Annotated in this window: 17 protein-coding genes and 1 tRNA gene; 1 reads left to right on the forward strand and 17 read right to left on the reverse strand. The window is 69.6% G+C overall.

What is annotated here, in order from left to right:
- Nucleotides 1–69: 69 nt before the first annotated feature.
- Complete coding sequence (gene argS / locus ACIBSV_RS23360) at nucleotides 70–1,722, reverse strand: arginine--tRNA ligase (protein WP_395866017.1); 1,653 nt, start codon at nucleotides 1,720–1,722, stop codon at nucleotides 70–72.
- Between the two features lie 52 nt (nucleotides 1,723–1,774).
- Entirely contained in the window at nucleotides 1,775–2,332 is a 558-nt protein-coding gene (locus tag ACIBSV_RS23365) for a response regulator transcription factor (protein ID WP_395866502.1), read from the reverse strand.
- A 141-nt stretch (nucleotides 2,333–2,473) separates the two neighbouring features.
- On the opposite strand from ACIBSV_RS23365, the gene ACIBSV_RS23370 reads away from it, so the two are divergent.
- Nucleotides 2,474–2,545, forward strand: a tRNA-Arg gene (locus ACIBSV_RS23370).
- A 209-nt stretch (nucleotides 2,546–2,754) separates the two neighbouring features.
- Here ACIBSV_RS23370 and ACIBSV_RS23375 read toward each other — a convergent pair.
- The 15 genes from ACIBSV_RS23375 to ACIBSV_RS23445 all read right to left on the reverse strand — a co-directional run bounded on the left by ACIBSV_RS23375 (nucleotide 2,755) and on the right by ACIBSV_RS23445 (nucleotide 11,478).
- Nucleotides 2,755–4,128: a tyrosine-type recombinase/integrase gene (locus ACIBSV_RS23375; protein ID WP_395866019.1), complete on the reverse strand. Its 1,374-nt coding sequence runs from the start codon at nucleotides 4,126–4,128 to the stop codon at nucleotides 2,755–2,757.
- A complete protein-coding gene (locus ACIBSV_RS23380) occupies nucleotides 4,125–4,295 on the reverse strand; it encodes a helix-turn-helix transcriptional regulator (RefSeq protein WP_395866504.1) in 171 nt (56 codons plus the stop codon). The genes ACIBSV_RS23375 and ACIBSV_RS23380 overlap by 4 nt, the downstream gene beginning before the upstream one ends.
- Before the next feature lie 20 nt (nucleotides 4,296–4,315).
- Nucleotides 4,316–5,707 (reverse strand): replication initiator, encoded by a 1,392-nt coding sequence (locus tag ACIBSV_RS23385; protein ID WP_395866021.1) that lies wholly within the window; start codon nucleotides 5,705–5,707, stop codon nucleotides 4,316–4,318.
- Entirely contained in the window at nucleotides 5,704–6,258 is a 555-nt protein-coding gene (locus ACIBSV_RS23390; RefSeq protein WP_395866022.1) for a GGDEF domain-containing protein, read from the reverse strand. The genes ACIBSV_RS23385 and ACIBSV_RS23390 overlap by 4 nt, the downstream gene beginning before the upstream one ends.
- 229 nt (nucleotides 6,259–6,487) lie before the next feature.
- Nucleotides 6,488–6,628, reverse strand: a complete 141-nt coding sequence (locus ACIBSV_RS23395) for a hypothetical protein (protein ID WP_395866024.1) — start codon at nucleotides 6,626–6,628, stop codon at nucleotides 6,488–6,490.
- Between the two features lie 89 nt (nucleotides 6,629–6,717).
- Nucleotides 6,718–6,867 (reverse strand): hypothetical protein, encoded by a 150-nt coding sequence (locus ACIBSV_RS23400; protein WP_395866026.1) that lies wholly within the window; start codon nucleotides 6,865–6,867, stop codon nucleotides 6,718–6,720.
- Nucleotides 6,868–6,927: 60 nt separating this feature from the next.
- A complete protein-coding gene (locus ACIBSV_RS23405; protein WP_395866028.1) occupies nucleotides 6,928–7,191 on the reverse strand; it encodes a hypothetical protein in 264 nt (87 codons plus the stop codon).
- Nucleotides 7,192–7,206: 15 nt separating this feature from the next.
- The gene (locus tag ACIBSV_RS23410; protein WP_395866030.1) at nucleotides 7,207–7,395 is read right to left on the reverse strand and encodes a mobile element transfer protein; all 189 of its coding nucleotides are present in this window, start codon (nucleotides 7,393–7,395) and stop codon (nucleotides 7,207–7,209) included.
- Nucleotides 7,396–7,412: 17 nt separating this feature from the next.
- Entirely contained in the window at nucleotides 7,413–8,084 is a 672-nt protein-coding gene (locus ACIBSV_RS23415) for a DUF2637 domain-containing protein (RefSeq protein ID WP_395866032.1), read from the reverse strand.
- 2 nt (nucleotides 8,085–8,086) lie between these two features.
- Nucleotides 8,087–8,263 carry a hypothetical protein gene (locus ACIBSV_RS23420; RefSeq protein WP_395866033.1) on the reverse strand — a complete coding sequence of 59 codons (177 nt, stop codon included), beginning with the start codon at nucleotides 8,261–8,263 and terminating at the stop codon, nucleotides 8,087–8,089.
- Nucleotides 8,264–8,268: 5 nt separating this feature from the next.
- The gene (locus ACIBSV_RS23425; protein WP_395866034.1) at nucleotides 8,269–8,565 is read right to left on the reverse strand and encodes a hypothetical protein; all 297 of its coding nucleotides are present in this window, start codon (nucleotides 8,563–8,565) and stop codon (nucleotides 8,269–8,271) included.
- A gap of 5 nt (nucleotides 8,566–8,570) precedes the next feature.
- Nucleotides 8,571–8,777, reverse strand: coding sequence for a hypothetical protein (locus ACIBSV_RS23430; RefSeq protein ID WP_395866035.1), 207 nt, complete (start codon nucleotides 8,775–8,777; stop codon nucleotides 8,571–8,573).
- 82 nt (nucleotides 8,778–8,859) lie between these two features.
- Nucleotides 8,860–10,221, reverse strand: a complete 1,362-nt coding sequence (locus ACIBSV_RS23435; protein WP_395866037.1) for an FtsK/SpoIIIE domain-containing protein — start codon at nucleotides 10,219–10,221, stop codon at nucleotides 8,860–8,862.
- Between the two features lie 4 nt (nucleotides 10,222–10,225).
- Nucleotides 10,226–10,558, reverse strand: a complete 333-nt coding sequence (locus ACIBSV_RS23440) for a hypothetical protein (protein ID WP_395866039.1) — start codon at nucleotides 10,556–10,558, stop codon at nucleotides 10,226–10,228.
- Nucleotides 10,559–10,740: 182 nt separating this feature from the next.
- Complete coding sequence (locus tag ACIBSV_RS23445) at nucleotides 10,741–11,478, reverse strand: GntR family transcriptional regulator (protein WP_395866041.1); 738 nt, start codon at nucleotides 11,476–11,478, stop codon at nucleotides 10,741–10,743.
- Between the last annotated feature and the right edge of the window lie 751 nt (nucleotides 11,479–12,229).

The following is a 12,229-nucleotide window of genomic DNA, read 5'->3' on the forward strand; positions in this document are numbered from 1 at the left end:
GGGCCGGGAAACACCGAAGGCCGGGCATCCGCCCGGCCTTCGGCCTGTCGCCTGCGTTGTGACGATCCGTCACATGCGCTCGGGGGCGGACACCCCGAGCAGGGCGAGGCCGTTGGCCACCACGGTTTTCGCGGCTTCGGCCAGCCACATTCGGGCGTACGTCAGGTCGGTGACCTCTTCCTCGCCCTTGGGCAGGATCTGACAGTGGTCGTAGAAGCGGTGGTACGTGCCGGCCAACTGCTCCAGGTAGCGCGCGACATGGTGCGGCTCGCGCATCTCGCCGGCCTTGGCGACCACCCGCGGGAACTCGCCGAGCATGCCGAGCAGGTCGGACTCCCACTCGGTGGACAACAACTCCGGCGTGAACTCGCCCTTGACGATCCCGCGTTCGGCGGCCTTGCGCTCGACCGAGGACATCCGGGCGTGCGCGTACTGAACGTAGAACACCGGGTTCTCGTTCTTGTGCGACGTGAGGATGTCGATGTCGAGGGTGATCGTGGAGTCGGTGGACGAGCGGGCCAGCGAGTAGCGCGCGGCGTCGACACCGATCCACTCGACGACGTCGTCGATGGTGATGATGTTGCCCGCGCGCTTGGACATCCGGACCTCTTCGCCGGCGCGCATCATCTTCACGAACTGGCCGACGATGATCTCGATGTTGTGCTCGGGGTCGTCGCCCGCGCAGGCCGCGATCGCCTTGAGCCGCCCGACGTACCCGTGGTGGTCGGCGCCGAGCATGTAGACGGCGACCTCGTTGCCCCGGTCGCGCTTGTTCAGGTAGTACGCGGCGTCGGAGGCGAAGTAGGTCTTCTCGCCGTCGGACTTGATCAGGACCCGGTCCTTGTCGTCCCCGTAGTCCGTGGTGCGCAGCCAGATCGCGCCGTTGTCGTCGTAGACGTGGCCCTGCTCGCGCAGCCGCTCGATCGCCTTCTCCACCGCGCCGGACGCGTGCAGCGTGGTCTCGGAGAACCACACGTCGAAGTGCGCGCCGAAGTTCTCCATCGAGCGCTGGATCTCGGCGACCATCAGCTTGAGCCCGGTGGCGCGGAAGACCTTCTCCTGCTCGGCCTCGGCCAGGCTCAACACGTCGGGACGCTCGGCGACGATGTCGGCGGCGATGTCGTTGATGTACGCGCCGACGTAGCCGTCCTCGGGCACGGGGCGGTCGTTCGCCGCCGCCATCAGCGACTTGCCGAACTTGTCGATCTGCACGCCGGCGTCGTTGATGTAGTACTCGGTGGTGACGTCGGCGCCGGACGCGCGCAGGATCCGCCCGAGCGAGTCGCCGACGGCGGCCCAGCGCACCCCACCGATGTGGATCGGCCCGGTCGGGTTCGCCGAGACGAACTCCAGGTTGATCTTGAGCCCGTCGAACGCGTCGTTGCTGCCGTACGCGGCGCCGGCCTCGACGATGCTGCGGGCCAACTCGCCCTGGGTGGCCGTGTCGAGCGTGATGTTCAGGAACCCGGGGCCGGCGATGTCGACCTTGGCCACACCGGTCGCCTGCGCGATCCGCGCGGCCAGCAGCTGGGCGATCTCCCGCGGCGGCCGCTTGGCCGGCTTCGCGAGCTGCAACGCGATGTTCGTCGCGTAGTCCCCGTGCTCGCGGTTCTTGGGTCGCTCCACCGTCGTGCTCTCGGGCACGGCAACGGCGAGCTCGCCCGCCTCGACGGCGGCACGAACCGCGGACAACACTGACTGCGAAAGCTCTGCGGGGGTCACGGGGACAAGGGTAGGCGACCCGCCGACCAACCCGCCCGGCGGGCGGCGTAGGTCATTCGGGTGACACTTCCGAAGCCGGCTCCGGCTCGGCCCGCACTCCTGCCGCGGCTCCTGCTTCCGCTCGCGGTGCGGCTCCTGCTTCCGCTCGCGGTGTCGCTCCCGCTTCCACTCCTGTTGCGGCTCCCGTTCCCGCTCCCGCTTCCTTTCCCGTTCCCGCTTCCTTTCCCGATCCCGTTTCCGGCGACAACGCCCGCACCAACCGAATGAGCTGCTCGGGATGAAACGGCTTCGTCAAATACCCGTCCACGCCCACCGCCCGAGCCCGCGAGAAGTCCTCGTCCTGGGCACAGGCACTGATCATCAGGATCTTCAACCCACTGGTCCGAGGATCCGCCCGCAACCGAGCAGCCGTCCCGATCCCATCCAGATGCGGCATCACCACATCGAGCGTGACCAGATCCGGCCGCACCTCATGCACGAGCCGCAAGCACTCCTCACCATCCCGAGCAGTGCTCACCACAAACCCCTCCAGCCGCAGATTGACCGCGATCAGCTGCCGAATCACCTCGTCGTCATCCACGACAAGCACCCGCGCCGCCTCACCACCAATCCCGCCCACGCCAGTGAGGTTAGGCCCCCCACACCCACCTCGGGGCCCGATCCGCACATCTCATCCCGCACCTCCCCCGCCCCCTCCCTCCAACCCCTTCGCAACCCACTCCCCAGAGCTGGTAATGTTCACGTCACCCGAGCCCCTGTAGCTCAGGGGATAGAGCAACGGCCTCCGGAGCCGTGTGCGCAGGTTCGAATCCTGCCAGGGGCACACCGTTCGACCAGCAGATATGGCCCCTCACCAGGGGCCATCACTGTTTGTAGGGTCTAGACCATGTGCGGCCGTAGGTCGCGATATGCAGCCCTGTGACGTGCGCTGTGGACTATTCGTGGACAGGCGTCCGGCGGGTTTCCGCAGGTCAGGCCCCGGAAACGACGAAGGGCCCCGGGGAATCCCCAGGGCCCGCCATGATGCGTCGGTCAGTCGGTGTGGCGCAACAGGGCATCCACCTTGCCGTTGTTGATCTCGTCTCGGCCGTCGAGGCACTTCACGTAGCGGCTCATCAGGACCTCCACCGAGTTGCCCGCGCGCCGAGCGACCTCCGCCGGGTCCATGCCCGCGTTCAACCAGGACGACAGCGCCGCGTGCCGCAGGTCGTACGGCGTGCCCGCCAACGGTGACTCCACCTGCGCGGGCGTGAAGGCCAACCGCCGCGCCTCCTCCCAGGCCCGCGAATAGGTGGACGAACCGAGCACGCCGCCGCGTTCGTTGCCGAAGACGCGCCCGTCCTTCGCCGGGAACCTGACCAGGTGCCACCGCAGCAGCGCGACCAGGACCGGCGGGATCGGCACCTCGCGGGTCTCCGCGTCCTCCTGCGAGCGGTTCTTGAGCCCCCGATCGTCGTGCACGTCGCCGGAGTCGGTCCAACGCTTCCCCGCGGTGGGCCGTGTCCTCCGCAGCGTGAGCGTGCCCCAGCCTGCCGGGGGCAAGGAGCAGTCGACCGTGCGGAGACCGATGGCTTCCGCCGGGCGCAGACCGCCGTAGTACATGCAGCCGAACAGCGCGACCAGGCGGCGGCCCCGAGCCCGCCCGAACGTGCCCACGTACGTCAACGCGGTGAGGAGTTCGCGCGCCTGCTTCGGGTTGATCACGACCCGGCGGTCCACCTCTTTGACAATCTTGGGAGGCGACCACTTGACGCGGTCCATCGGGTGCTCGGAGAACTCTCCGAGTTCGACCGCGTGAACGAGAGCCCCATGGAAGACCGAGCGCTTGCGGCGCACCGTTTCGGCGGCGGCCGGGCTGCCGGACATCTTCAGCGCCAGGGCCCCGAGGACCGCGCGCACGACGACCGGCTCCTCCAGGACGACAAGCGGTTGCGACGCCTTCCCGACCCAGTGCAGCGCGTTCGCGATCTCGGTCGGCATCTCGGGCCGGGACTTCGAGGCGACGAAGGCCCAGCCGCGCAGGGCACGCCGCAGCGTCTCGGAGTCCGGGCCGCCGGGTCGGTCCTCGATCAGCGCCATGGTGACCCCGGTCAGGGTCTCGGAGATGCTGTCCCTGGAGTTGGCCGCCGCGAACGGCCACTTGAGTTCCGCGTAGGCACAGGCGAAGTCGTACCAGGTGCGCGAGGCGACCGCAGGCGCCATCGAGTCGGGCAATCCCGATTCCGTGTCGAAGGGTTCGCCGTTCTTGGCGGCCGTGAGCAGCTTGCCCCGGAATGCGTCGGCAAGGCCCTTCGTGCGGAAGGTCTCCGGGAAGATCTGCCCGTCCACCTTCCAGCGGACGTCGTACGAAGGCTTGGCGGTCGACCGCTTGCGGATGCTCCAGACCCGCACGTTGAAGGTCTTCACGAGGACCGCTCCAGGTTGTTCAGCCACGCCGTGAAGTCGCTCCGCCACACCCGAAGTTCGTTGTTCGGGAGCTTGAACGTGAGCGGCGCCTTTCCCAGCTCGCACCAGCGATAGAAGGTGCGGCGCGAGATGCCCTTGAGTTCGGCGCAGATCTCCTTGACCGTCATCATTTCGTCGCCCTTGGCGCTCACGCCGCTTCTCCTTCCTGTGCGCGTAGGTCTGCGAGTGCTTCGCATGCGGTGTCCGGGTCGGGTGTCGCGCCGCGTGCGAGCCAGATCTCCCCGGGGCTGAGTCCGCTGCCGGTGTAGGTCCAGGAGGCGACGACGAGCGTCGTGTCCGGGTCCGGAAGGGAGGCGCCCGCCGCTTGTGCTGCCGCACGGTTCTTCGTCTCGCACCAGGCGGCGCGGGCGGCCCGCAGCAGACCGAGGGTGGTGGAGTAGCGGCGGGACTTGGTGGAGAAGTGGCCCCGGAAGCCGAGCATGTGTGCCCAGCGGCGTAGGCCGAGTTCTTCGAGTTCGGGCCGGTCTCCGAGGTGCCAGGCGGTTTCGACCAGGCGCCGGGCGTGGTCGGTCATCTCGTGTGCGGCGAGTTCGTCCAGGAGCCGGATGCGGTGGTCCAGGCTGCCGAGGACCGCCTCACCGCCCTTCGTGGCGTACTTGGCGATGTAGGCCGCGACCGCGCGGTCGGTGAGCGGTGAGCCGCCGTCGAAGGCGCGGGTGCGGATCGGGCGGACGTCGACCTGTGCGCCCCAGGCGAAGCGCTCGGGGACATCGGCTCCGGCCGATTCGGGACCGGGTACACGGGCGCGGGCGGCGGCGGTGCGGATGGCGGTGTCCAGGAGTTCGACGGTCGCCCAGGGCGGCGGCGGGGTGATCGTGTCCCGGCCGGGTCCGTCGATGCGGATCACGGCATGGAAGTGGACGGCGCCGCGCTTCTGGAATTCGGCCACCTTGGCGAAGGACACCCGGGCGGAGCGCTCGAACTCCCGCCGTGTGAGACCGAGTTTCGAGGCGAGGGCCCGCCGCAGCAGGGTGGTGAAGCGGGCCCACAGTGCTCCCGCGTGGGCGTTCCACAGCACGGCCGCCGGGTAGTCGTAGGTGTCCGCGTCCAGGGGTGACCCGAGTACGGGATCGTCGGTGTGGTGCCGGGTGCCGCAGCGGCAGGGGCGGCCGGGGCCGGGCCGGTTGTGGACCGGCCCGAACGAGGGTGCGGTGAGCGTGGCGAATACCCGGGGGTGAGCGGCGACCGTGTCGGGCACGGTCTTGCCGCCTGCCAGGCCCGCGCTGATGAGGTGGTAGGTGTCGCGGCGGTAGGTCTCCGCGCAGGCGGGGCAGCGGGAGGTGCGGCGGTTGCCGCAGCGGACCAGGACGCAGCCCGCCGCCGTGTCGTGCGAGGAGAACTCCCGCAGCACCTCACCGGTGGGCCCGTCGACGTCGAGGCGGGTGCCCTCCAGGCGCACGGGGTTGAGGCAGCCGCCGAGCTTGGCGAACTGTCGGGCCAGGCCGGGGGCGTTGCCGCCCCGGGCGATGCGGGCGAGGTCCCGCACCGCCCGATCGTTGGCGAAGGCAGGGAGGGTCACCGGCGCCCCGGGGTGCCCTTGGCCGCGTACATGGCCCGGTCGGCGGCGCCCAGCGTCTCGGACAGCGTGCGGACGGATCCGTCGACCGGGGCGGCCCCGACCGAGACGCGGACCGGGATCGCCTCCTCGTTCCACAGGACCGGGTAGGTCAGCCTGTCCCGAAGGGCGTCGAGGCGGCGGGCCGCGCCGCCGGGCGGGAGGCGTAGGGCGGCGGCGAACTCGTCGCCCCCCAGGCGCCCGGCGATGCCGTCCGGGCCGCACCAGGAGGCGAGGCGGTGTGCGGTCTGCGCGAGCACCTCGTCACCGGCGAGGTGCCCCCACGTGTCGTTGATCCGCTTGAAGTCGTCCACGTCCAGGAGGAGGACGACCGCGTGGGGCCGGGCGACGATCCGGCGGGCGCGGGCGGTCCAGGCGTCGCGGGTGTGCAGGTGGGTCAGGGGGTCCAGGCGGGCGGTGGCCAGGCGACGGGTGAGCCACCACGAGTGGGCGGCCCAGCCGAGCAGGGGCACACCGGCCACGGACGCGGACAGCGTCGTGTCGGTGAAAGGCATGTCATCTCCCGAGGCAAGGGGAAGGAAGCCCCGGACCGGTGTGGCGATTCGGTCCGGGGCGGGAAGCTGGTGACGAGGCGTCAGCGGACGCGCTTGGTGGAGCACACGGGGCACTTCTCGCGGCCCGGGGTGACGGTCGTGTGACCGCCGATCGTGCGAACGATCTTGACCGGGCGCATGCGGGTGCCCTCGCAGGACGAGCAGCGGCGGGGCGGGTTCCGGTGCGCGCTCACCGCTTGCTGCCGGTTCCGCCGCACGTGGCGCAGTTGACCGGTCGGGTGGTGCGGTTGCCCTTGGTGCCGCCGGTGACGACGTGGGCGCGGGCGTGGCCGCCGCAGTCCGGGCAGGGCTTCGAGGCGTGGTGCGTCATGATGGATGTCTCCTGATCTCTGAAGAGGGGTTGTGGAGCCCGGGGCGACCGACGTTCTTGGTCGGATGGACGGTCGCCCCGGGGCGGAACTACTTGCTGTTGCTCTGGCCGCTGCCGTTGCAGTCGGGGCACGCCGGGTTGCGCTCGGCGCGGCGCAGGTTGCGCACCGATCCGGGCATGACCTGCTTACGCGGGATGTGGACGGAACCCTTGCCCTTGCAGTTCGAGCACCTCGCCATGACGATCTCCTTCGGTAGTGGAATTCGGCTGTCGGTCGGTCAGGTGCCTGTTGGTTGGGTTCAGGAAGCGATGCTGGCGACGCCGTTGAAGATGCCGCCGACGATGTGGTCGGCCGCCCCGGCGAGGGACACGGCGACGGTGGAGCCGGAGAGCATGACCCCGGCGACGAACGCGACCAGGACCAGGAAGACGACGCCGCGCGACTTCGCGACGTAGTAGACGCCCCCGGCAAGGAGGATCCCGGAGCCGATGGCGACCGGGCTTCCTCCGGCGGGCACGGCGGCGGGGGACGCGGCGAGTTCGGTGATCAGGTGGACATTCACGGTGGATTCCTCCGGTCAGCGGACGGTGCAGCGGTGGGAACGGGCGGCGAGTTCGGCGCCCTGGCGCAGTTCGTAGGCGGCCGACCAGCCGCAGTCGGGGGCGGTGCAGGCGGCGGTGTGGCGGATGATCCCGCCCGACTCGCGGCGGGTACCGACCTGGACCGGGCCGATGCGGACGACGTTGCGGAACTTGCGGACGAACACGGGTGGTTCTCCTTTTCTCAGAGTTGGGCGTGGATGGCCGCAGCCATGGATTCGGGCACGGACAGGCGTGCTTGCAGCTCGCTCACGGTCATCGGGCCGCCGGTCGCCGCGTGGTGCTGTTCGGCGATCCGGCGGGCGTGGTCCACCAGGGCCGGGGCGACCCGGGCGGCGCCCGCAGGCAGCGCCGGAGGATCCGGGGCCCGTGTGGGTGCGGGTGGCTCTTCGGCCGGGCCGTCGTGGACGACTTCGGCGACTGCGGTCGGCGGCTCGGATTCGGGTTCGATGCGCGGCTGGGGTTCCGGGTCGGCGGGGCGGTGGACCAGGAGGGTTCCGCCGAGGAACGCGACGGCGGGCCATCCGGCGACGATCAGCCGCAGCCAGGCGGGAACGTGCTCCAGGTCGAGCAGTCCGGCGGTGGCGATGTTCGCCCCGAGCGAGGCGGCGAGTGCGACCAGGAACCACAGCCACGGACCGTGCGCGCTCGTCGCGCCGTTCGAGGACCGGGCCAGGCGGAGCCGACGCCAGGACGCGACCAGGAGCAGATCCACCGAGATGGGGTAGGCCCACGCCTGCCAGCCGGATTGTCCGGCCGCCTGGGCGACGTCGTGCAGGTGCGAGAACGACAGGGCACCGGCGATGGCCGCCTGGACCAGCAGCGGATCCGCCCACACCCGGGGAAGGCGACGCATGCTCACGCCTCCTTCGCCGGGCGCGCGAGACCGGACCCGAAGCAGGTCAGGCACAAGCCCTCCTGCTCACCGACCGGGCGGGCCGCCGAGCCCTTGCCGACGCGCACGGTCGTGGAGATCTGACCCGATCCCTTGCAGTCGGGGCACTTGCGGGCCCGGGGACGCCGAGTGGTGGCCACGCGGCTCACCGGCCCGTCGGGGTGCGGCCCAGGAGGGTCGCCACCGTGTCGATGTGCTCGGCCCCGTAGGCGGTGCGGACTCCCGAGATGGACATCCCGGCCGCTTCGGCCAGGTCTTCGAGTCGATACGGGCGCGGCCGGGCGAACTCCCGGGCGAAGGCCAGGACGACGCGCATGACGTCATCCGCCTCGTCCCGGGCTTCCCGGAGGCGACTTACGGCGGTCAACAGGTCGTCGGGCGCGATCACGTCCATGGCCGTGGCGTTCGGCCCCAGCAGCCCCGACACCGATTCCGCGTCCACCGCGATCACCGGTTCCGGGCGCGGTCGGCGGCGGCGCGGGCCGATGCGGCGACCTCGGCCGCGTTCTTGTCCTCCGGGCAGGCGGCGGCGATCCGCCCGAACAGGTCGGCCTTGCGGGCGGCGAGCGCGGCCGGGTCGGTGCCGTTCTTCGTGTGTTCGCGCACGTCCCGCAGGAACGCGGCGATCTCCTGGGCGGACGGTCCACGAGGCATGGTTCTCTCCCTTTGGGTTCGAGGCATGGCGGTGGTAGGGACTCTGCGCGAAACGGTCGCGCCACCGGCGAACAGGGGTGCCCTACAAGGCTTTTGCCGCCACCGCGTCGGAGGGGACCGCCAGGGTCACCGCCGGGGCGAACGGGGCCAGCGCGGGCAGATCCGGGACCATGTGCGCGTTCTCCGCGCACGTCCACGCGACATCGGTCAGCTCGTGATGCGGGGTGCGGATGCGGGACCAGCCGCCGGAGGTGTCGCCGACGATCGAGGTCCCGGGGCGATCCGCCGGGATGGCCGTGGCCGCCTGGACCGCCTCGTCCGAGATGTCGCCCAGCGCCATCCGGGCCGAGCCCTCGTCGTTGACCCGGTGGCAGACGCGGCCGGTGAGCTGGGCCCGGAGCATCGTCGCGCCGTTGCCCAGTTCCGCGCCGAAGCGCTGACCGCACACCTCCAGGTAGATCGCCGCCGCCCGCCCGAGCTGGGCCAGGCGGATCAGCGACGTCACCAGGCGTTGACGGCGCTGTTCGTCGCTCTTGCTCCCACTCGTCAGGAACAACTCGGCAACCTCGTCGACCAGGAGCACGATCGGAACCGGCCGCAGCGCATCGGGCAGACCCCAGACGTCCGAGGTGATCTCCTCGTCGTCCACACCGGCCGAGATGCCCTGGGCCCGCCGGATCACGTGATAGCGGTCCTCCATCTCCGCGACCAGCGCATCAAGGAGCCCTTCGGCCTGATCCGGGTCTATCGCCAGCGCCGACAGGCGCGGCGCGAACGGGGACATCTCCACACCCCACTTGCAGTCCACCGCCGCCAACGCGACCGGCTGAGGTGCCAGACCCTCGATCAACCTGCGCTGATAGACCGACTTCCCCGACTGCGTGGCACCGAGGTTCAGCTCGTGAGGCACCGTCCGGAAGTCCCGCACGTACGGCAGCCCATCGGCCCGCAGCGCGACCGGGATCCGCAGGAACTCGGCACGGGCGCGAGGCATCCGAACATCGGCCAGGACGTCCCGGCCGAGGACGCGAAGTTCCACCCAGCCGGATTCGACCGCCCGCACGTGAACCGCCTGAACGCCCCACGCGTGCCGCAGTCGATCGGCCGCCGCCTCGAAGTCGGACGGGTCCTGCCCCGGGCGCATCCGCAGCCGCAGGGTGAACCCGGACGCGTTCGGCCGCAGCCGCCCCCGCCGAGGAGTCGCCGCCACCGGGACCGAGTTGCGCATCCGAGCCGAGGCCCGAGCCCTACGGGACGGAGTCGCCGTCAACCCGCACGACTCCATCACGTCCCGGTAGCTCAGGTGCATCCGCGCCACCGTCACCGGCAGACCGATCACCGACCAGTGCACCGACGGGTACCGGTGGCGGGCCATCCGCGCACCGCCGACCACCGCAGCGGCCGGACCCCCGACGCCCACCATCGTCGTCAACAACTCCGACATCGGGTCAGCCCGCCAACGAGGTGACAGCCACCGCGCGGAACGCGATCCCGTGCCGGGCCTGCCCGTTGAAGTTGTTCTCCCACGGCCGGGCGACCAGCCCCGTCAGCGCCACCGGCATACCCAGGGTCAGACCCTCCGGGACACCCGGCTGCGGCACCGACAACTGAAGAATGTTCGCCTCGCCGTTCAGGATGAACGTCACCGACAGCGTCATCATCGGCGCCTGCGTGTCCGCGTCCATCGCGATCTCACCCGTCTTGCGGTCCTTCACCTTCACCTCGGGCAACACGGCCATCAACGCCATCGCACCCTGCGTGTCCACCGGAATCGAACGCACGTCAACTGCTCCTTGAAGTTGAACCAAGCGCGCCATCAGCGCCCCAGAAAGGAATCTCCCTAGGGAAGATTCAAACTCTTCATCCCTAGGGAGGTCAAGTGATCCGGTGATGTTTATGCGGAACGAACAGTTCCGGGAACGCAAAAGGCCCACCGAAGTGGGCCTTTGGGTGTGCCGCATGCTCAGCTCGTGAAGTGGTACTCCAGAACGTACGACCCGGCATCCAGCAACATCTGGTTGAACTCAACTCGATCACCGTCCGCAGTGAACGCGGTGCGGCAGATCTCCATCACTGGCGTTCCGGCTGGCAGTGCAAGTAGATCTGCTTCCGTCCCGGAAGGCATCCGAGAACGAAGCTCCTCCACGAACTGAACAGGTTCCGCCCCGAGCTCGGCGAGACGCGCGTATGCGCCCCCTGGGCCGGTGTTCTGCTGAGTGATGGCCGACCCGGCGACGAGGGACGCTGGATAGTAGGTCGTGGCCAACTGAACAGGCTTCTCGTCGACCAGGAAGCGGCGGCTGCGGACCAAGACAAGGTCTTGCGAGTCCAACCCCAAGGCACGGGCAACCTGACGTGGCGCCGCAACTTCGTTGACCCGGATATCCGCAACCACAAGATCACGCCTCCCCAAATCTGGGGACCAGACTGACTGGCCGGACGACCAACCGGTCCGCGCCATTCGCTTGTTCGCCACGCGGCGAAGGGGTTGGAAGTCGCGAACGTAAGTGCCAGAACCGGGCTTGGAGTAGGCCAAGCCTTCGTTGACCAGGAGTTTTAGGGCGCCATTAGCAGTCATCTTGGCGACGCCGTATTGCTTCACCAATGCCGGTTCACCGGGGAGGCGCTTCCCTGGAGGGAACTCTCCAGCCTCAATCCTGACGCGCAAATCGTCGGCGATCTGACGGGCTGTCTCAGCCATGATTCCCTCCTGTTCGTCTCCCTAGGGATGCACCTACCCTATCGAGGTTGTGGTTTGCCCACCCGTCGAGCGACGGTGCGCGTCGGGGATGCAGTTGATCTACGTGCCCTATGCGCTGGAGCTGGTTCAAACTTTCCCTACGTGTTCAAGGAGTCCGCTCGCCCCGCGCACGGCGCGGGGCGCGCGTCCGGGGCCCGGCCGCCGCTCCTGTCTTCGCCCCACGCCGACCGGCCCCCGGCCACGCGCCGCCAGCCCGGGACGAGGTCGCGTCGGGCCGGGTCCGCCGCGAACGAGTCTTTACCTTCGCGTCGATCGCCGGGGGCCCACCAGGAGCAAGGACGGGGGGCCAGGGAGGCCAAAACCGGGTGGGGATGCCTGCGGCCTCCCTTCGCCCGAGCAGCGTATGGCCCCCCGACCATGCTCCTGCCCCGACGATCAACGCGAAGGTAAACACTCATCCGCAGCTCAGCGCGACGGCTGCGGCCCCCGAGGACCCACCGGCGGTGTGGACTATTCGTGGACAGGCGACCCGTGCTCGGGCGGTAGAGTCCCGCTGATCGGCGCGTTCGCAACGATCGGCAGGCGCCTCCGGAGCCGTGTGCGCAGGTTCGAATCCTGCCAGGGGCACGTACTGGTCAGAGTGTGTAAGTGGGACTTGACCAGCAGGAACAGACGCAATGAAGGCTCGGACTCAGTCTTACTGAGTCCGAGCCTTCATCGTTGTGTAGCGCTGTTCGCGCCAGACCTGCGC

Origin of the sequence: Embleya sp. NPDC050154 (genome assembly GCF_044460165.1) — a bacterium.
Lineage (GTDB): Bacteria > Actinomycetota > Actinomycetes > Streptomycetales > Streptomycetaceae > Embleya.

Coding starts and splice junctions, on each gene's coding strand:
- ACIBSV_RS23400 (WP_395866026.1), bottom strand. CDS start 6,867: ATGGCGAGGTGCTCGAACTGCAAGGGCAAGGGTTCCGTCCACATCCCG.
- ACIBSV_RS23435 (WP_395866037.1), bottom strand. CDS start 10,221: ATGTCGGAGTTGTTGACGACGATGGTGGGCGTCGGGGGTCCGGCCGCT.
- ACIBSV_RS23415 (WP_395866032.1), bottom strand. CDS start 8,084: ATGCGTCGCCTTCCCCGGGTGTGGGCGGATCCGCTGCTGGTCCAGGCG.
- ACIBSV_RS23390 (WP_395866022.1), bottom strand. CDS start 6,258: ATGCCTTTCACCGACACGACGCTGTCCGCGTCCGTGGCCGGTGTGCCC.
- ACIBSV_RS23395 (WP_395866024.1), bottom strand. CDS start 6,628: ATGACGCACCACGCCTCGAAGCCCTGCCCGGACTGCGGCGGCCACGCC.
- ACIBSV_RS23430 (WP_395866035.1), bottom strand. CDS start 8,777: ATGCCTCGTGGACCGTCCGCCCAGGAGATCGCCGCGTTCCTGCGGGAC.
- ACIBSV_RS23380 (WP_395866504.1), bottom strand. CDS start 4,295: ATGACGGTCAAGGAGATCTGCGCCGAACTCAAGGGCATCTCGCGCCGC.
- ACIBSV_RS23445 (WP_395866041.1), bottom strand. CDS start 11,478: ATGGCTGAGACAGCCCGTCAGATCGCCGACGATTTGCGCGTCAGGATT.